The organism is Arthrobacter sp. MDT2-16 (assembly GCF_054510925.1).
Window position 1 is genome coordinate 104345 of the sequence record NZ_JBTNDP010000003.1, and the last position, 18853, is coordinate 123197.

The 18853-nt window shown below is 71.7% G+C and carries 15 protein-coding genes; 7 read left to right on the top strand and 8 right to left on the bottom strand.

Features of this window, described 5'->3' with window-relative positions:
* Positions 1 to 3: 3 nt before the first annotated feature.
* Genes ACX80N_RS07110 through ACX80N_RS07130 form a run of 5 tightly spaced genes read right to left on the bottom strand, consistent with a single transcriptional unit; the run spans position 4 to position 5734 of the window.
* The gene (locus ACX80N_RS07110) at positions 4 to 1140 is read right to left on the bottom strand and encodes a glycosyltransferase (RefSeq protein WP_459338833.1); all 1137 of its coding nucleotides are present in this window, start codon (positions 1138 to 1140) and stop codon (positions 4 to 6) included.
* Positions 1130 to 2467 (bottom strand): family 1 glycosylhydrolase, encoded by a 1338-nt coding sequence (locus ACX80N_RS07115; RefSeq protein WP_459338834.1) that lies wholly within the window; start codon positions 2465 to 2467, stop codon positions 1130 to 1132. The genes ACX80N_RS07110 and ACX80N_RS07115 overlap by 11 nt, the downstream gene beginning before the upstream one ends.
* The gene (locus ACX80N_RS07120; RefSeq protein ID WP_459338835.1) at positions 2464 to 2745 is read right to left on the bottom strand and encodes a DUF6752 domain-containing protein; all 282 of its coding nucleotides are present in this window, start codon (positions 2743 to 2745) and stop codon (positions 2464 to 2466) included. The genes ACX80N_RS07115 and ACX80N_RS07120 overlap by 4 nt, the downstream gene beginning before the upstream one ends.
* The gene (locus tag ACX80N_RS07125) at positions 2742 to 4235 is read right to left on the bottom strand and encodes a class I SAM-dependent methyltransferase (RefSeq protein WP_459338836.1); all 1494 of its coding nucleotides are present in this window, start codon (positions 4233 to 4235) and stop codon (positions 2742 to 2744) included. The genes ACX80N_RS07120 and ACX80N_RS07125 overlap by 4 nt, the downstream gene beginning before the upstream one ends.
* A 35-nt stretch (positions 4236 to 4270) precedes the next feature.
* On the bottom strand, positions 4271 to 5734 hold the full coding sequence (locus ACX80N_RS07130) for an SDR family NAD(P)-dependent oxidoreductase (RefSeq protein WP_459338837.1): 1464 nt from the start codon (positions 5732 to 5734) through the stop codon (positions 4271 to 4273).
* A gap of 232 nt (positions 5735 to 5966) precedes the next feature.
* On the opposite strand from ACX80N_RS07130, the gene ACX80N_RS07135 reads away from it, so the two are divergent.
* Positions 5967 to 6422: a 23S rRNA (pseudouridine(1915)-N(3))-methyltransferase RlmH gene (locus ACX80N_RS07135; protein WP_205753630.1), complete on the top strand. Its 456-nt coding sequence runs from the start codon at positions 5967 to 5969 to the stop codon at positions 6420 to 6422.
* A 163-nt stretch (positions 6423 to 6585) separates the two neighbouring features.
* Entirely contained in the window at positions 6586 to 7338 is a 753-nt protein-coding gene (locus ACX80N_RS07140) for a DUF4232 domain-containing protein (RefSeq protein WP_459338838.1), read from the top strand.
* Between the two features lie 93 nt (positions 7339 to 7431).
* Here ACX80N_RS07140 and ACX80N_RS07145 read toward each other — a convergent pair whose 3' ends face one another.
* The 3 genes from ACX80N_RS07145 to ACX80N_RS07155 form a co-directional block, all read right to left on the bottom strand.
* The gene (locus ACX80N_RS07145; protein ID WP_459338839.1) at positions 7432 to 8361 is read right to left on the bottom strand and encodes an SDR family oxidoreductase; all 930 of its coding nucleotides are present in this window, start codon (positions 8359 to 8361) and stop codon (positions 7432 to 7434) included.
* Between the two features lie 123 nt (positions 8362 to 8484).
* Positions 8485 to 9324, bottom strand: a complete 840-nt coding sequence (locus ACX80N_RS07150) for a helix-turn-helix transcriptional regulator (RefSeq protein WP_459338840.1) — start codon at positions 9322 to 9324, stop codon at positions 8485 to 8487.
* Complete coding sequence (locus tag ACX80N_RS07155; RefSeq protein ID WP_459338841.1) at positions 9321 to 9956, bottom strand: hypothetical protein; 636 nt, start codon at positions 9954 to 9956, stop codon at positions 9321 to 9323. Before ACX80N_RS07155 ends, ACX80N_RS07150 begins: the two co-directional genes overlap by 4 nt.
* Between ACX80N_RS07155 and ACX80N_RS07160 the strand changes: the two genes are divergently transcribed.
* The 5 genes from ACX80N_RS07160 to ACX80N_RS07180 all read left to right on the top strand — a co-directional run bounded on the left by ACX80N_RS07160 (position 9955) and on the right by ACX80N_RS07180 (position 18793).
* On the top strand, positions 9955 to 15105 hold the full coding sequence (locus ACX80N_RS07160; RefSeq protein ID WP_459338842.1) for an Lhr family ATP-dependent helicase: 5151 nt from the start codon (positions 9955 to 9957) through the stop codon (positions 15103 to 15105). The two genes, ACX80N_RS07155 and ACX80N_RS07160, sit on opposite strands and share 2 nt — an antisense overlap.
* Positions 15098 to 15916, top strand: a complete 819-nt coding sequence (locus ACX80N_RS07165) for an Fpg/Nei family DNA glycosylase (RefSeq protein ID WP_459338843.1) — start codon at positions 15098 to 15100, stop codon at positions 15914 to 15916. The genes ACX80N_RS07160 and ACX80N_RS07165 overlap by 8 nt, the downstream gene beginning before the upstream one ends.
* A 39-nt stretch (positions 15917 to 15955) precedes the next feature.
* Positions 15956 to 16864 carry an RluA family pseudouridine synthase gene (locus tag ACX80N_RS07170; protein ID WP_459338844.1) on the top strand — a complete coding sequence of 303 codons (909 nt, stop codon included), beginning with the start codon at positions 15956 to 15958 and terminating at the stop codon, positions 16862 to 16864.
* 62 nt (positions 16865 to 16926) lie between these two features.
* Positions 16927 to 17562: a DedA family protein gene (locus ACX80N_RS07175; RefSeq protein ID WP_459338845.1), complete on the top strand. Its 636-nt coding sequence runs from the start codon at positions 16927 to 16929 to the stop codon at positions 17560 to 17562.
* Positions 17525 to 18793, top strand: coding sequence for a TspO/MBR family protein (locus ACX80N_RS07180; RefSeq protein WP_459338846.1), 1269 nt, complete (start codon positions 17525 to 17527; stop codon positions 18791 to 18793). The genes ACX80N_RS07175 and ACX80N_RS07180 overlap by 38 nt, the downstream gene beginning before the upstream one ends.
* The last annotated feature ends 60 nt before the right edge of the window (positions 18794 to 18853 follow it).

The following is an 18853-nucleotide window of genomic DNA, read 5'->3' on the forward strand; positions in this document are numbered from 1 at the left end:
GCGCTAGGCGGTGGCCTCGGCCGTGGCGCGCTCCGGCGCCGACCGCTCCTGGTCGAACACCAGTTTGTCCATCAGCTCCGCGATCCTGTCCCAGTCGTGGCGCCTCAGCAGCTTGCGCAGCTCGGCGGACGGCGGTTCACCGGCCCGACCCCGCAGGGCTTCGCAGGCCGCGGCGAAGCCCTCGGCGTCGTCCTGCAGCTCGACGACGCCCGGGAAGTCCGCGACGACGTCGGGCACCCGGGTGGAGACCACCGGCAGCCGGGACGCCAGGTACTCCAGCGTCTTGGTGGGGCTGATGGACTTCGTGGCCTCATTGAGGGCGAACGGCATCAGGGCGACGTCGAAGTCGGCCATGTGCCCCGGCAGGTCCTTGTAGTCCTGCTGTCCGTAGTAGGTGATGTTCGGCGCCTGCGGCAGGTCCGATTCCTCGATCTTGCAGATGGGACCGATCATCCGGATCTCCCACTCGGGCAGGCGCTCGGCAAGGCCCGCGACGAGGCCGAGGTCGAGCCGTTCGTCGAGCACGCCGACGTAGCCGGCCACCGGCTTGCTGCGGTCCGGGTCCGCCGCCCGCGCGGCGGCCGCGTAGTGCGCCACGGAGACACCACTCGGTACCAGGTGCGCGTCCTCCCTGCCCTGCTTGACCACCGACCGGTGCAGCGAGCGCCCGCCCGCGAACACGACGTCGGCCCGCTTCAGCGCCTGGCGTTGCCGCACGAGCAGCTCGGGAGCCGCGTTCCGGAAGGCCGCGAGGTCGTCCATGACGTCGAACACGAGCGTGGTCGGCTCCAGGGCGAGGGCGGCTTCCAGCACCAGGGGCGTGTAGATCCAAACGACGCGCTCGCCCGTGGGCGGGCCGAGGAGCTGGGGCAGCTGCGCGACGTAGTCGGGCATGACCTCGTCGAAGAAGCCCACGTGCCGGCCCTGCTCCGGGATCTCCAGGTAGACGCGCGTCAGGCCGTCGATGTCCGTGGTGCCCAGCCGGTTCTCCGTCAGCTCGACGTCGGGCGGCGTGAGGGGTTCCTCGACGAAGTAGGTCGTGCGCCCCGGGACACGGTTCAGGCGCGACACGAGCTGCTGAGGCCGCTGCCAGACCCATTCCCACCGCAGGTGGGACAAGACAATGAGTTCACTTTGCATCGACGATCCTCAATTCCATTCGAGTGGTTGTACGGGGAAGGCGGGAACCGAGATCGGTCCCGGGAGGCTGCTGCCAGTCCCAGTGGGCCATCTGCTGTCGGTAGCCCTGCAGCCAGGTGGCCACGGGTTCACCGAGCACGTAGGCGGGGAGGTCCGCGGCGCGCGCTCCTCCGGCCGCGAGCGCGTACGACGTCGACATCACGGACGTCCGCCGCTCGAGGTCCTCATCGAGCCAGTAGGCCCCCACGGGGTCCACGTGGCCCTCGCAGCGGAAGAGCAGGGAGTTCCAGTCGGTGGAGTCGACGACGGGGAACCAGCAGACACCCTCCAGTGCCACGCCGCGCGCCTGGGCGTCCTCGCATTGCTCGAGCACGTACTTGAGCCAGGTGGCGCGGTCCGAGGTGCGGCCGCGGACATTGGTCTCGGTGAGCATGCACGGCACCGCGTACCGCTCCCAGTACTGCTGGATCTGGTCGGCCAGTGGCAGCGGGGTGGGCGTGGGCGCCGTGCCGCCCTGCTCGGAGAAGTTCCACTGGCAGTGCGCGTAGTAGTCCAGGCCGAGCACGTCGATGGTCCCCGTGGGGAGGCCGAGCAGGCGCTCGCCACCCACGGGGGCGAGATCGCGGCCGAGCTGGCTGTCGACGTCGTACCCGCGGCCCAGGAAGGCGTCGAGGGCGAGGAAACGGCGGTCGTTGGCCATGTCTGCGTACCGCTGCCCGGATTCGTCGGAGCCGGTGTGGAACTCGCAGGTGTCCACCCAGACGTGCCGGGCGGCCGGCAGCAGCTCCCGGTACAGGGTGCTCGCCTCCGCGACCGCCGGGAGCACGTTGACCAGGAGGTCCACGAATCCCTGCAACCCCGAGTGGTAGGGCGGCCAGATGGCCTCGTGTCCGCACAGGAACAGGGTGGAGAAGGGCTCGTTGAAGAGGGTGTACTCCTCCACCCACGGGTAGCGGCGGGCGAAGGCCTCCGCGTAGCGCAGGTAGGCCGGGCCGAACCGCGTGTCGGCGAAGCCCTCGGCGAGCCATGCCGGGTAGCTCGTGTGGTGCACGAGGTCCACGATGGGCCGGAAGCCGTGCTCGTGCAGGTAGCCCAGCACCTCGTCCGTGGAGGACCAGTCGAAGACGCCCTCGACCTCCTCGATGCGGTGCCAGCGGACGGGGTAGCGCAGCCGGGTGATGCCCGACTTCGAGAGCAGGGCGAGGTCCTCGCGCCAGCGGATGTCGTGCTCCGTGGTCTCGACGATGTCGCGGTCGTGCGCGGGCATGAAGGTGCTCTCGAAACCACCGATGATCTCCAGCGGAGGTCCGACCTCCCGGGGGCTCACGGTGCCTCCTCCGATGGGGTGCGGCGCGTGCCGAGTTCCTCGTAGACGACGTCGAGCAGTTCGGCGGCCCGCAGGTTGAGCCGGCGCGACTCGTCGAGGTCGGCGTCGAGCCGGACAACCTCGGCGCGCAGCTGCTCCACCTCGCCGCGGAGTGCCAGCAATTCCTGCATCTCCCCCTGGAGCGCCAAAACCTGCTCCGCGAGGTCCTCCGGTCCGGTGAACTGCAGCTTCATGTCCTGGGTCGTCGCCCGGGGTGTGGCCTGGGTCGTGTCGGTCATGCCCTCTCCCTCCTCACGAGCACGCGGCGGCTTGTCGCCTCGCCTGCTCCGTCGTCGTCCTGCTCCTCGGCACTCAGCGAGTACCGGTGCAACTGCTCCTGGAATCTCGTCCAGTCCACGGGCTGGTACTCCATCCAGCTCGCCGACCCTTCCGCGCCGGCCACCCCCACCTCGAGGAACGCGGTGCTCCCCGGCGCCGCCAGCAGGTGCTTGACGAGCATCAGCGTGGTGTCCCACCCCAGCGGGTTGAGCGCGTTGAAGAGGTGGTTCGCGTGGACGTGCACGGTGGTGTCGAGCTCGGCGCACCGCTTCCGCAGGTGCAGCGCGTGGCGGGCCATGGTCAGGTTCGCGCGTTCAAAGCGGACGCCGTCGTCGTGCGCGAGGTGCTCCTTCGCCCACGCGAGCGCGGGCCGGCTGTAGTCGACCGCCAGGACGCGGTGGCCGCGGTCGGCCAGGTACCGGGCGTCGGCTCCGAGGCCGCACCCGAGGTCCAGGACGGTCGACGACGGCGGCAGCTGCTGCGCGGCGGAGACGGCGAGGTCCGAGGGCGTGCTGCCCGGGCCGGCCTCGATCTCGGCGCGATGGTGGTCCTCCCAGTTCTCACGGTCCACGTCGAAGTGGTTGAGCCACCAGTAGTAGCGGCGGAACGCGGCGGGCGGCGTGGCGAACGTGAACGTGGGGTCCGGCACCGCCCAGGACGGCCCGTAGATGGCGGTGAGGAGCTGCGCGGGTTCGGCGGGGCCCGGCAGCATCCTGCCGTTCACGGACAGCGGCTTCAGCGGGTGGAGGGTGACCGTGTCCGCGCGCTCGCGGGCATGGAAGGTTCCGTAGAACCAGCCGTCGCACTCGAAGTAGGTGAAGATGTCGAGGTAGAAGCTGTCCGTCACCGTGCCGCCGGGGAACAGCAGCTGCAGGTGCCCGCTCGAGTGCCGGACCGTCTCGTACCCCTGCTCCGCGAGCGTCCGCTCGATGCGGAAGCTCTCGAGGGCGATGTCGGACGGGTTGGTGTGCCCGCTGAGGTAGGCGAGGTCGGCGTCGTCGTCGTGGGCCAGGATCCGGCCGTCCCGGACCGGGCCGAGGAGCGTGCCGCCCGTGACGAACAGCTCGATCCCGAGCGTACGGTGCAGCACCTCGATGAGGCGCTCGGCCTCGTCGAGGACCTGCTCGAGGAGGGAGGCGTCACGGCCCTCGAAGGACCGGGCGATGCGCCCCCACTTGTTGACGACCAGCGGGATCCCCGTGCCCGGCTCGTTCAGGCCGAAGTCGGTCGGGTGGTCGTCGAACGCCACGGTGGCTGCTGCCACCTCTCGGCCCGCGTGCTCGACGGCGAGCCGTGCCCGGCCCGTGAGCCGCTCGGCCAGCGAGGCCGGCCAGGGCAGGGTGAGGGCACCGTCGTCGTCCGCCCCCGGGGCGCGGACCGTCCAGATGCGGCGCCCGCCGAGCAGGACGGACAGGGCGTCACCGGCGGGGATGCGGGCGTCGGGAATCACCAGCCGCTGTGCGTCGGCTGTGAGGGACCCCGCCCTCACCGGACACTCTCCAGCTGGGTCGGCAGTGGATCGACCTGCGCCAGGCGGACGTCGAAGACCTGTCCCGTGGTGTCCGAGGCGAGGACCTGCGCACACACCCGGGCGACGTCGGCGGCCTGCACGAGCGTGGCCTCGTCCTCGTGGCCGAACGCCTTCTCCCGCATGGGCGTGGCGGTGCGGCTCGGGCTGATGCAGTTGACCCGGATCGAGTCGCAGCTCCACTCGTCCGCGAGCGCCTGCGTGAGGTTCACGAGCGCCGCCTTCGTGGCCGAGTACACCGTGTACTTGGCGCGGCCGCGCGTGTAGGAGCTCGAGGAGAACAGCAGCAGGGACCCGCGGGAGGCCGCCAGGTAGGAGTGGGACTCCTGCGCGACGACGAACGCGGCCATGAGGTTCACGCCGACGTCGTGCTGGAGCTGCTCGTCGGAGAGACCCACGAGGTCGCCGATCGTCAGGACCCCGGCGGTGAGCACCACGTGGTCGATCCGCCCGAACCGGTCGGCGGCGTCGGCCAGGGCGCGCGCGACGGAGGCGCGGTCCTCCACGAAGGTGCCGCTGCCGGTCCTGCTGTGGCACAGCACGTGTGCGCCCTCGTCCGAGAGCTGCCGGCCGAGCTCGCTGCCGATGCCCGAGCTGCCACCGAACACGACGACGACGGCGCCACGGAGCGAGGCGGCCCGGAACGGCAGGGCGGGGGCGTTCTGGTGCTTGAGCTGGAACAGCTTGTCGGCCAGGTGGATGTCGATGGGGTGCGTGATCTTGATGTTGGCCTCGTGGCCCGGCACCACGATGATCGGGACGTCCGGGCAGTACTTCAGCACCACCGAGCAGTCGTCCGTGGCGGCGAAGTCCGGGTCCTGGTGCGCGGAACCGTAGGCCTCCATCAGCGTGTCCCACCGGAAGGCCTGGGGCGTCTGCCCGCGGCGGAGGGATGCCCGCGGCGGCACCGCGCGGATGATGTCGTGCTCGTCCACCTCGATGATGGTGTCGGCCGAGGGGATGCCGGTGTCGACGGCGTCGTAGGTGTCCAGCGCATCGACGCACGCGCGGATGATCGCGGGGTCCAGGAGCGGACGGACGGCGTCGTGGAAGACCACCTTGGAGCCCGGCGTCGCGATCTCCCGCAGCGCCAGGTAGGAGGTCTCGTTGCGGTCGCGGCCGCCGGGCAGCAGCCCGGCCAGCTTCGGGAAGCGCTCCCGCGTCACGAGCTTCTCCGCGCGGTCCATGGAGCCCGGATCCATCATCACGATGATCTCGTCGATGACGGGGCACTGCTGGAAGATCTCGACGGTGTGCTCGAGGCTCGTGCGGCCCGCCACGGGTACCAGCTGCTTGGGGATCTCGAGGCCCATCCGCGTGCCGATGCCACCGGCGAGGATCACGCCGACCGTTCGTCGTCGGGAGCGCGCCTCATCGTCCGCTGCGCGTGGTGCGTCCATTCCATCGGTGATGGTCGACATTGCCGCCTCCTTCGTACGATTCGTTCCCTGCCCGGGATTCCGTCAGCGTACTGACGGTCCACGGGATCGGACAGGAGAAGTTCGGCCGGTGAAGCCCTTGTGCGGACGCCTGTTCTTTGCCTCGTGTTCGCCGGGCGTTCACTTCCGGGGGTCCTCCGGGGGCAGTTCCCGTGCCTCCCGGGACCCCTCCGGCGCCACGCGGGCCCCTGGTCCGGGGCGATAACCTGAGGCCATGGCAATCCGGGTGCTCGCAGTGGGCCGCAAGCACGAGAGCTGGGTCTCCGAGGGCATCGAGCGCTACGCGAAGCGCCTGAAGAAGCCGTTCGACCTGTCCTGGCAGCTCATCAACCACTCCGCCCGCGAGCACGACGCAGCCCGCAGGGAGGAGTCCGAGCGGCTCCTCGCCCGGCTCGGTACCGACTACGTGGTGCTCCTGGACGAGCGCGGCAAGGCCATCGACTCGCCGACGCTCTCCCGCACCCTCCTGCGGCCGCTCGAGGCGTCCCGCAGCGTCACGGTGATCATCGGCGGCGCCTACGGCGTGGACCCGCAGGTGCACCAGCGCGCCGACTTCGTGTGGTCCCTCTCCCCGCTGGTCTTCCCTCACCAGCTCGTGCGCCTCATCCTCGCCGAGCAGGTCTACCGCGCGCAGGAGATCGCCGGAGGGCGCTCCTACCACCACGAATAGGCGCCACCCGGCTCCGGCCGGCATCCTGCAGCACGGCGCGAACCCGGCGTGAGCCCTGCGCGGGTCTGCGCGGGCAGGGGCCCGGATGGTGGCGCAGATAACGATCACGGCACGGCGTTCTCCGCCTACTGGCGCTCCGGGATCCCGCACGTAGGGTGAGGACATGACTAGTCTGCTGGGGAGCAAGCGTTGGATCATGGCCGCTGCGGCCGCCGGAACCCTGATGGTGGCGAGCGGTTGCGCGTCGTCCGGGACGGACGGCGGCGGGGCGGCGGCACCGTCGTCGTCGTCGGCGTCGCCGTCGGTATCGTCGTCGGCTTCGCCATCGTCGTCGGCATCGTCGTCGGCATCGGGCTCGGCCACCGGCACCACGGAGCCGTCGGCATCGCCGTCGTCGGGCCCGTCCGGGCCCGCCGAGCCGTCTGCCTCGGCTTCTACCTCCGCCTCCGCTTCCGCGGATCCGACGCCGAGCGCGGCGCCGACGCCCGCGGCGGGTGGGACCTGCACGGCGGCGCAGCTGACCGGGAGCGTCGAGGACCAGCTCGGCGGCGCCGGGGCGGGCAGCGTGTCCCGCACCATCGTGCTGACCAACGCCTCGGACCAGGAATGCACCGTGGACGGCTTCCCGGGGGTGTCCTTCGTGGACGCATCGGGTGCCCAGATCGGCGCTCCCGCGGACCGCGACGGGTCGGCGTCGGTCCCGGTCACCCTCGCGCCGGGGGCGTCGTCCACCACCACGGTGCGGCAGACGAACGCCCAGAACTACGGTGCCGACTGCGGGCTCACCCCCGCCGTCGGGCTCCGCGTGTACCCGCCCGGCGCCACCGACTCGCTCGTGCTGCCGCAGCAGCTGCCCGCGTGCTCCGCGACCTCCGTGGTGCTGATGACGGTCGGGACGCTGCAGCCCGCCTCCTAGCCGGCTCGGGCCGTCGGGTGATCCTCGATCGGTGTGGATACCCTTCCGGACGGTGCTGCTGCGTCCGGCGTCGCGATCGAGGGACCGTTCGCATCACCTCACGAAGCGTGCCCCTACGAGGCGTTCGGAGTGCTCCCAGATCCTGTCGGCGTCGTCCGTGCTCGTGAGCGGCGCCCAGAGGTCCCGTCGGGCGGGTGGGCCACCGAGCACGCGTCGGGGGCCGTAGAACTCATCGCCTCGTGCCGTCGGGTCGGTCGCCGCCATCAGTGCAGGGCCCGCTGCGCTGTCGACCGTTCCCGTGATTCCCACGCGGGACAGGAGGCGGATCAATCGGCGGCTGCCGGTCTCCTTCGGGCGGCCCATGGCCGGCTGCGCGGCGAGCAGATTGGTGGGCGAGATCCCGGGGTGTGACAGATTGCTGGTCAGTCCCCAGCCCTCGGCTCGGCTTCGGGCGTCGAGGGCGCGGGCGAAGAGTCCTACGGCGATCTTCGACTGGGAGTACGCCTTCATGCCGTCGTAGTCCTTCTCCCAGTTCAGGTCGTCCCAGTTGATTCCGCCCTGTCGAGCGGCGACACTCGTCTGGTGGGTCACACGGGCGCCGCCGTCCCGGAGCAGCGGGAGGAGGCCGAGCGTGAGTGCGAAGTGCCCGAGGTGGTTGGTACCGAACTGCAGCTCGAACCCGTCCTTCGTGGTCAGGCGGTTCGGTGGGGTCATGACACCGGCGTTGTTGATCAGGATGTCGATGGGGCGACCCTCGGCGGTGAGTGTCCCTACCAGTGACGCCACCGAATCCAGGGAGGAGAGGTCCAGCGCCCGCGTGGTGACGTCGGCCCCCGGCACCCGGGTGCGGATCCGTTCGGCCGCCGCCTGCCCCTTGGCCGCGTTCCGTACGGGCAGGACGACGTCGGCACCCGCCCGTGCAAGGCGAGTTGCGATGACGTAGCCGATGCCGTCGCTGGCTCCGGTCACGAGGGCGTACGTGCCGTGGAGGTCGGGGACCTGGAAGTCGGAAGTGCGAGTCATGAGCGTGACACCTTCGGGTGGGGGATGATCTTTTCTGCTACCAGCTCATGGTCACGGTCCGCTACGGGCACATCCAGTGCGCGTCCATCCACTGATCGGGAATCCACCCCTGGAACGGGAGGATCACGGAGGAGTGGATGCACCGATCGCCGCAAGGACCTGCAGCTTGTCGTAGCTGTCACTTCCGGGGGCGGCCGTGTAGACCAGGAGGCGATGGGACTGCTCCGGATCGAGCAGTGTCTGGCATGCCAGTTCGAGCGGCCCGACTCCCGGATGGTGGAAGCGCTTCACCTCCGGGGGCCGTACGCCCACCTCCTGGGCGGCCCAGACGTCGTGGAAGGTCCCGCTCTGCTCGAGAAGCAGGGTGGCGAGCTGCGCAGCCCGCGACCGGGGGCCGCGCAGCGCGGTCAGTTCCCGCAGCCCGGCGGCATACACGCGGGACAACACCTCCTGCTCCTCGGGCGGGTAGTGCGCCCGGACCGACGGATCGGTGAACCACCGGTAACCGATACACCGGTCCACGCCCCTGCGATGAGACGCATCGCCCATGATCGCCGCCGCCGGCGGGGTCTGGCGAAGAGTCTCACCGAGTTCGGTGACGATCTCCGCAGGAGTGTCCTGCAGGCGATCGAAGACACGGAGCAGACCAGGGCTGATGTGCTCGCTCGAGGTCCCGCGAGGAGGTGGCTGGTGCCCGGCGAGACGGAAGACATGGTCACGCTCGTCCAGCGACAGACGGAAGCCCTGCGTGATGGCACCGACCATCTGCTCCGACGGTGCCGGTCCCGTGGCGCGCTCCAACCGGGCGTAGTAGTCGGTGGACATGCTGCACAGCGCTGCCACTTCCTCCCGGCGCAGGCCCTCCGTCCGCCGGCGGGAACCCCGGACCAGTCCGACGTCCTCCGGCTGCAGCGCCTCGCGCCGGTGGCGCAGGAACGCAGCCAGTCCCTCCCGATCGATCATCGCCGTCGTCCTCCCGTCCCGTACCACCATCGAGCCTCTGATTCACTCCCTGCATCCCCGACGGCACGTCCAACGCCCGGGACGCCGGGCAACCCGGGTGCCCCGGCCGTCTGCAGCCCGAGCAGCCGCAGCCGCCAGGCCGCGAACACGAGCAGCGCGGCGGTGGCCAGTGCGAGCACCAGGGTCAGCCAGGGCAGCGCCGCGACGATGGCGACGACGCCCAGGAGCGCGGCGCCCACTCCGGCCGTGACCATCACGCGGCCCCGCTCCAGGTGCCCGTACACCGCGAGGCCGATCCCGAGCACCACCCACGCACCGAGTCCGCGGAACGCCTCCACGGCCCCGCCGAGGAGTGCACCGAGTTCCACGACGACGGCGAGGACCAGGTAGGCACCGGGGCCGGCGCGCATCGCGGGCGGGTGGCGGACGAGCCACGGCGCGGTCAGGAGGATGAGCACCAGCGTGCCGACCACGAAGTAGACGGCCGTGCGGCCCGTGTCGCCGTCGAAGACCAGCGCCGCCACGGCCCCGCCGACGAAGAGGGACCCGATCCCCGCCACCGGCAGCCAGTTGTGGGACACGTGCCCGCGGGGGACGCGAGGCTGAGCGGCCCCTGCTTCTCGTGCCGCCATGACCGCTCCTCCCCCGGCCGCGCGGCGCGGCTCTCCCCTGAAACCTACTCCCCCCGCCCCTGTGGCGGGAGTAGGACGGAGGTGCGCCGCACCTCCGTCGAGTGTCGGTGCGCTGGGGCATGATGAAGTGGTGACGACGCAGGTACTGACGAGGTTCACCCCGGCCACGCACGAGTGGTTCGCCGGGGCCTTCTCCGAGCCCACGCCCGCCCAGGAGGGCGCGTGGTCCGCCATCTCGGCCGGGTCCAACGCCCTCGTCGTCGCACCCACCGGCTCCGGCAAGACCCTCGCTGCGTTCCTCTGGGCGCTGGACCGCCTGATCGCCTCGGGCGAGGGGAACGGCGATCTCGAACCGGAGGCCCCTGCTCCGGCGAAGGGCCGGAAGACTCCCCCGAAACCGAAGCGCAGCACCCGCGTGCTCTACATCTCGCCGCTGAAGGCGCTCGGTGTGGACGTGGAGCGGAACCTGCGCGCACCGCTGATCGGGATCACCCAGACGGCCAAGCGCCTGGGACTGCCGGCGCCCGGCATCACGGTGGGCGTCCGCTCCGGTGACACCCCGCAGGCCGAGCGGCGTGCCATGCTCACGCGGCCGCCGGACATCCTCATCACCACGCCCGAGTCGCTGTTCCTCATGCTCACCTCCAAGGCGCGGGAGACCCTCATGGAGGTGGACACCGTCATCATCGACGAGGTCCACGCCGTCGCGGGCACCAAGCGCGGGGCGCACCTCGCGGTGTCCCTGGCCCGCCTCGACGCCCTGCTCGACAAGCCCGTGCAGCGCATCGGCCTCTCGGCCACGGTGGAGCCCAAGGAGACCGTCGCCCGCTTCCTCGCGGGCAACGCCCCGGTGGAGATCGTCGCCCCGCCGTCCGAGAAGAAGTGGGACCTGACCGTCACCGTGCCCGTGGAGGACATGACGGAACTCGGAGGGGCCGCGGCGAACACCGACGACGACGGCGACGCCGTGCCGCAGGCGAGCATCTGGCCGCATGTCGAGGAGAAGATCGTCGACCTGATCGAGCAGAACCGGTCGACGATCGTGTTCGCGAACTCCCGCCGGCTCGCCGAACGCCTGACCGCACGCCTCAACGAGATCCACGCCGAGCGCCTCGAGCGCGACGCCGTGTGGGCCGCGGGCGGCAACCCTGCCGCCGTCGAGCCCGCGGCGCCGTCCTTCGCGCACACCACGGCCACGCCGGCCGAGATGATGGCCCAGGCGGGGCAGAGCAACGGCGCCGAGCCGCTGCTGGCCCGCGCACACCACGGCTCGGTGTCCAAGGACCAGCGCGCGCTCATCGAGGACGACCTCAAGTCCGGGCGGCTGCGCTGCGTCGTCGCCACCAGCTCCCTCGAGCTGGGCATCGACATGGGCGCGGTGGACCTCGTGGTGCAGGTGGAGTCCCCCCACTCGGTGGCCAGCGGGCTGCAGCGCGTGGGCCGCGCCGGCCACCAGGTGGGAGAGGTCTCCCAGGGCGTCCTGTTCCCCAAGCACCGCGGGGATCTCGTCAACACCACGGTCACCGTGGAGCGCATGCTCGCCGGGCAGATCGAACCCCTCTACATCCCCACCAACCCGCTGGACATCCTGGCGCAGCAGACCGTCGCCGCCGCGGCGCTTGGCACCATCGACGTCGAGGAGTGGTTCGACGTCGTCCGTGCCTCCGCGCCGTTCGCCACCCTGCCGCGGTCCGCGTTCGACGCGACCCTCGACCTCCTCGCCGGCCTGTACCCGTCCGACGAGTTCGCCGAACTGCGCCCGCGCATCATCTGGGACCGCGTGGAGGGCACCATCACGGGCCGGCCCGGGGCCCAGCGCCTCGCCGTCACCTCCGGCGGCACCATCCCCGACCGCGGCTTGTTCGGGGTGTTCCTCGTCGGATCCGAGGGCGAGGGGCCCCGTGCGGGAGGCCGCCGCGTGGGGGAGCTCGACGAGGAGATGGTGTACGAGTCACGCGTGGGCGACGTCTTCGCGCTCGGCGCCACCAGCTGGCGCATCGAGGAGATCACGCACGACCGCGTGCTGGTCTCCCCCGCCTTCGGGCAGCCCGGCAAGCTCCCCTTCTGGAAGGGCGACTCCCTCGGCCGGCCCGTGGAGCTCGGCCGCGCCCTGGGCGCCTTCAACCGGGAGATGTCCGGATCCACGCCGGACAAGGCCCAGGAGCGGTGCGCAAGGATCGGCCTCGACGCGTGGGCGTCAGGGAACCTCATCACCTACCTGACGGAGCAGCGCGAGGCCACCGAGGTGGTTCCCAGCGACCGGACGCTCGTCGTCGAGCGGTTCCACGACGAGCTCGGCGACTGGCGCGTGGTGCTCCACAGCCCCTTCGGGATGCCCGTCCACGCGCCCTGGGCGCTCGCCGTCGGCGCGCGACTGGAACAGCGGTACGGCATGGACGGTGCGGCGATGGCATCCGACGACGGCATCGTGCTGCGCGTGCCGCTCATGGACGACGAACCGCCCGGTGCCGACCTCTTCCTGTTCGATGCCGAGGAGCTCGACGGCATCGTCACCGCCGAGGTGGGCGGTTCCGCGCTCTTCGCCTCCCGGTTCCGGGAGTGCGCCGCCCGCGCCCTGCTGCTGCCGCGGCAGAACCCCAGCAAGCGCACGCCCCTGTGGCAGCAGCGGCAGCGCTCGGCGCAGCTGCTCGACGTCGCCAAGAAGTACCCCACCTTCCCGATCGTCCTCGAGACGGTGCGCGAATGCCTGCAGGACGTCTACGACCTGCCCGCCCTCAAGGACCTCGCCGCATCGATCGAGCGCCGGGAGCTGCGCATCGTCGAGGTCACCACGCAGCAGCCCTCGCCCTTCGCGCGGTCCATGCTGTTCGGCTACGTGGCGTCCTTCCTCTACGAGGGTGACTCGCCCCTGGCCGAACGCCGGGCCGCTGCGCTCTCCCTCGATCCCACGCTCCTCAACGAGCTGCTCGGGCGGGCGGAGCTGCGGGAACTGCTCGACGCGCGGGTCATCGCCGAGACGGAACTCGAGCTGCAGCGTCTCCGGCCGGACCGCCTGGCGCGCGGACTCGAGGGCGTCGCGGACCTGCTGCGCCTGCTGGGGCCGCTCACCGTCGGGGAGATCGCCGAGCGGCTCGAGGCTCCGGCGGATGCGCAGCCCGCCCTCCCTGCCGCCGGGTCGGGTAGCGCCCAGGCGCCCGGCGTCCTCCACGGGATCGACCTTCGGGCCGGGGACGAGGACCCGGACGAGGACCTGTCGGACGAGGACCTGTCGGACGAGGACCTGTCGGACGAGGCGCTCGCCGCTGCCGCAGCCTCCCCTGCCCCGACGCCCGGCCGTGCCTCACCCGACCTGGTCCGGGAGCACGTCGCGGCCCTGGTGAAGGCCAACCGGGCGCTGACCGTGCACATCGCCGGCGTCGAGCGCATCGCGGCCGTGGAGGACGCGGCCCGGCTGCGTGATGCCATCGGCGTGCCGCTGCCCATGGGCATCCCGCTGGCGTTCATCGAGCCCGTCGCCGATCCGCTCGGGGACCTCATCGGGCGCTACGCGCGCACACACGGTCCGTTCACCGCCGCCGAGGCCGCCGCCCGCCTGGGGCTCGGCGTCGCCGTGGTCACGGGATCCCTCCAGCGCCTCGCCGGCGCCGGCCGGGTGGTGGAGGGTGAGTTCCGGCCCGCCGAGTCGGTGCCCGTCCTCGACATCTCGGCGGCCTCGGGCGCTGCTCCGGGCACCATCACCGTGCACACCCCGGCCGCCAGCGAGTGGTGCGACGCCGAGGTGCTCCGCCGCCTGCGCCGCCGCTCGCTGGCCGCGCTGCGCCAGGAGGTCGAGCCGGTGGACCCGGCGGCCTACGCCCGGTTCCTGCCGGCATGGCAGCACGTGGGCTCCAGCCTGCGCGGGCTCGACGGCGTGGTGACCGTGATCGACCAGCTCTCCGGCGTGCCCATCCCGGCGTCCGCCTGGGAGCCGCTCATCCTGGCGCAGCGCGTCGCCAACTACGCGCCGGCCATGCTCGACGAGCTGACCGCCACCGGCGAGGTGCTATGGTCCGGTGCGGGATCCCTCGCCGGCAACGACGGCTGGATCGCCCTGCACCTGGCCGAGAACGCCCCCCTGACGCTCCGCCCCGACCCCGCCTTCGAGCCCTCCTCGCTGCACACCGCACTGCTGGACCTGCTGGCCGGCGGCGGCGGCTTCTTCCTGCGGCAGCTCACCAATCTGCTCGACGTGCAGGAGGCGACGACGGACACCGCCGTCGTCACGGCCCTGTGGGACCTGGTGTGGGCGGGCCGGATCAGCAACGACACGTTCACGCCGGTACGCGCGCTCCTCGCCCACGGCAAGACGGCACACAAGCAGAAGCCCGTCCCGGCCCGGGCACGGACCTCCCGGGCGGGACGCCTCGGCCGGGCGCCGGGCAAGTCCCTCACCGGCGCTTCCATGCGCCTGACCGCGGGAGCGGACGACGGCGGCGCCTACCAGCGGCCCACACCGCCCCTTGCCGGCGGGCGGTGGAACCTGCTGCCCGGGGTGGAGGCGGAGACGACGCTGCACGCCCACGCCACGGCGGAGCTGCTGCTGGACCGGTACGGCGTGGTCACCCGGGGAGCCGTGGGCAACGAGGGCATCCCGGGCGGGTTCGGCCTCATGTACAAGGTGCTGGCGCGTCTGGAGGAGATGGGCCGGTGCCGGCGCGGCTACTTCATCGAACACCTCGGTGCCGCCCAGTTCGCTGTGCCCGCCACGGTGGACCGTCTGCGCTCCTTCAGCGCGGACAACCAGCTGCCCACCGCGCAGGACGTGCTCGGCGGGGAAGCGGCCCCCCTGAAGGCCGTCGCGCTCGCCGCGACCGATCCCGCCAACCCCTACGGCGCGGCGCTGAGCTGGCCGCAGGCCGACGGCGGACACCGTGCCGGACGGAAGGCGGGCGCCCTCGTGGTCCTCGTGGACGGAGCGCTCGCCCTCTACGTGGAGCGCGGCGGGAAGACCCTGCTGACCTTCACCGAGGACCCGGACGTGCTGCGCGCGGCCGCCCTGTCGCTGGTCACCATCATCCGCCGCGGCGCCGCGGACAAGATGGCCCTCGAGAAGGTGAACGGCGGCGAGATCCTGGACACGGACATCGGCCGCGCCCTGGCCGACGCCGGCTTCCACTCCACGCCGAAGGGGCTGAGGATCCGTGCCTGAGGGCGATACCGTCTGGCGGGCCGCCCGCGAGCTGCATCGCGCCCTCGCGGGGAAGGTGCTCACACGCTGCGACATCCGCGTGCCCCGCTTCGCCACCGTGGACTTCACCGGGGACACCGTGCAGGAGGCCGTGGCCCGCGGCAAGCACCTGCTGATCCGCGGCGGGGGCGAGGACGGCTGGGACATCCACTCCCACCTCAAGATGGAAGGCCTCTGGCACGTCTACGCCCGCGGGGAGAAGTGGCGCCGGCCCGCCTTCAAGGCCCGGTGCATCCTGGAGACGGACGACGCCGTCGTCGTCGGGTTCGAACTCGGATTCCTCCGCGTGATCGCGCGCGCCGAGGAGGAGGAGGCGGTGGGGTACCTGGGACCGGACCTGCTGGGGCCGGACTGGGATCCGGACGAGGCGCTCCGCCGCCTGCTCGAGCAGCCCGGACGTCCCATCGGCCTGGCCCTGCTCGACCAGCGCAACCTCGCCGGGATCGGCAACGTGTACCGGTGCGAGCTCTGTTTCCTCGCCGGCGTCCACCCGCTCACGCCGACCGGCGAGGTGCCCAACCTGCCGCGCATGGTGGAGCTGTCGAAGAAGCTCCTCGAGGCGAACAAGGCGCGCAGCACCCGGGCCACCACCGGGCAGCTGCGCGGCAACACGCTCTGGGTCTACGGGCGGTCGCGGCGGGGGTGCCTGCGCTGCGGGACGCCCGTGGCGCTCGAGCAGCTCGGGGACAAGGAGACCGAGCTGCGCGAGCTCTACTACTGCCCGCACTGCCAGCCGCGATTGGAAGCCGCAGCAGGAACGGCACTACCCTGACGGGATGGACGGCGACGTGCGGGTGATGCGGTGATGGCGATGCGTTCCCCCCTGCCCGTACGCAACGGCGTGAACGCGACCCGGCTCCGGCTGCCCGCCGAGGGGCCCTGGGAGACGGCGCTGGAGTACATCCTCGACCGCTTCGACCACGTCGACCCCGACGGCATCGGCCGGCGATTCGACCGCGGGGAGGTGGTGGCGCTGGGCGGCGAGGTCCTCACGCGGACCACGCCGCTGGGCGAGCACACCTTCGTCTGGTACTACCGGGAGCTGCCGGTCGAGGAGCGGCTGCCGGTGGAGCTGTCGGTGCTGCACCGCGACGAGCACCTGCTCGTCGTCGACAAGCCGCACTTCCTGCCCACCACCCCGGGCGGGATGTACGTGGCGGAGTCGGCCCTGGTCCGGCTGCGTGTGGAGCTCGACCTCCCCGACCTCATCCCGATGCACCGACTGGACCGCATGACCGCGGGCATCCTGATGTTCTCCGTCGACCCGCAGACCCGCGGCGCGTACCAGCTGCTCTTCGAGAACCGGCGCATCAGCAAGGAGTACCGCGCGGTCGCGCCGGTGCGGCACGAGCTGCACCTGGACACCGAGCCGCGGGACGTCAGGAGCCGGATCGTGAAGTCGCGGACGTACCTGCTCGCCCAGGAGGTCGAGGGACCGCCGAACACGCACACCACGGTCAGCCTGCTCGAGCAGCGCGGGGACCGGGGCCTGTACCGGCTGCAGCCGCACACCGGCAAGACGCACCAGCTCAGGCTGCACATGGCGTCGCTGGGACTCGGGATCGTCAACGACCCGTTCTACCCGGTGCTGCACCCCCAGGCACCCGACGACTACGCCCGGCCACTGCAGCTCCTGGCCCACAGCATCGCCTTCACGGATCCCGTGAACGGCGAGGAGCGTCGGTTCGAGTCCGGCCTCGTGCTGGGCGAGTCCGCCTGAGGCGTCGGAGATCCGGTGACGACCGTGGACCCCTGCCGCCCGGCGGACGGTAGATTTGCAGGGTGGACCTGCCCGGCACGGACATCCCAGCACCGCTCTACCTCCTCGTCATGCTCGCCGTCGTGGTCGTGGACGTCGTCCTTCCCGTGGTGCCCTCCGAGCTCCTCGTGATCGGTGCCGGCACCATGTCGGCACACAGCACGCTGCTGCTCCCTTTCGCGATCGTCACGGCCTTCGCCGGCAGCTGGCTCGGCGACGTCGCGCTCTTCCTGCTGTTCCGGCGCCGCCTCACGCATTTCCTGGACCGCTTCCGGTGGGGACGCTCCATCCACCGCGGACTGCGCAACGCGATCGACAAGGCGGGCACCTCGCCCACCTACGCCGCCGTCGTCGCCGTCCGCTTCCTTCCCGGCGGCCGGACCGCGAGCGTGGCCGCCGCGGGTATCGCCGAACTCCCGCTGCGCCCGTTCATGCTCGCGGCCGCGGGCGGTGGCGTGCTGTGGACCGCCTGGCTGCTGGGCCTCGGTTTCGTGGCGGGGGCGTCCACGGGCCTCCCCGCCGGCGTCAGCGCCCTGCTCGGAATGGCGGTCGGTACGCTGGTGGGAGCCATCACGGCGGCAGTCCTCGCCGTGAGGAAACACCGGAAGGCTACGAACGCGCATGAGCACCCCGAAGACCCCGGGACCCAGGCTTCCTGACAAGCCCGTCCGGCCGCCGACGATCGCGCCGTCGACGCCCGCGGCCGAGCCGCCCTCCGACACGGCGAGCGTCCTCGAACGCCTGCGGGCCGCGCAGCCACGCGCGGTGTCCACGCACGACGACGACCAGGACCGCCGGACGGACCAGTCGCAGGGCACCGGGACCCTGCCGAGCGCCACCGCGTCAGCCGGCGCGCAGGGACCCGGCGGCGGATCCGGCACCTCGGACCGGCACCGCACCGCCTCGGGGAAGGCGAGGATCGCCTTTGACCGGGCGAGGGTCGCGGCCGGGAGGACGAGGGTCGCTGCGGACGCGACGTACAGGGCCGCCCGTCGGGGCAGCACTGCTGCAGTCCGCACCATGGGTTCCTGGGATCGGGACCTCGTGCGGCAGACCGCCGTCACCGTGTGCGCCATCGCGTGCATCCTCGGTTCGGCCGCGGGAGTCGGCGCCTTCGGCGGTCCGTCGATCAGGGACGCCGCCGGCGGACTGTTCGCTCCTGACGCGACCCTGCTCGCGCCGTCGTCGTCGGCGTTCGCCATCTGGAGTGTCATCTATGCGGGTCTCGTCGCGTACACGGTGTTCCAGTGGCTGCCGTCGCAGCGCCGGTCGGAGCGCCAGCGGCACCTGGGCTGGACCGTCGCGGCCTCGATGCTCCTGAACCTCGCCTGGATCCTGAGCGCGCAGGCGGACCTGCTGGTGCTGAGCCTCGTGGTGATCATGCTGCTCTTCTTCACGCTGCTCGCGGCCGTCCGGGCCATGAACGACCATCCCAGCGAGACCCGGCTCGAGGGGGCGCTCGTCGGCACGCCGATCGGCCTGTACCTCGGGTGGGTGCTGGTCGCTGCTGCGGCGAATGCGGCGGCGCTCCTCACCGCAGGGGGCGTGGACCTGTTCGGCTGGGGCGGCGCCCTGTGGGCGGGTATCGGCGTCATCGCCGTCATGATGACCGCCGCCGTGATCTGCTCCACCGACCGCGGACGCCTCGCCGTCGCGGCCGCCACCTCGTGGGGCCTGCTGTGGATCGCCGTCGAGCGCGTGCTGGGGCAGCCGGTCGCCTTGAGCGTCGCGTTCGTCGCGGCCCTCGCCATCTTCCTGCTGCTCATCACGGCCGGATCGCGCCGTCACCGCGTGGACCACGCCTACCGCCGCTGGCTCCGCGCGCAGGAGGACGCGCAGCGCGAGCCGCTCGATCTCCTCGGCGACGACTACGAGGACTCGCGCTCCTGAGCATCCCGGCCTAGGTGGGTCGGGAGCCCACCCGCGGCTGCATCCCGGTTCTCAGGACGG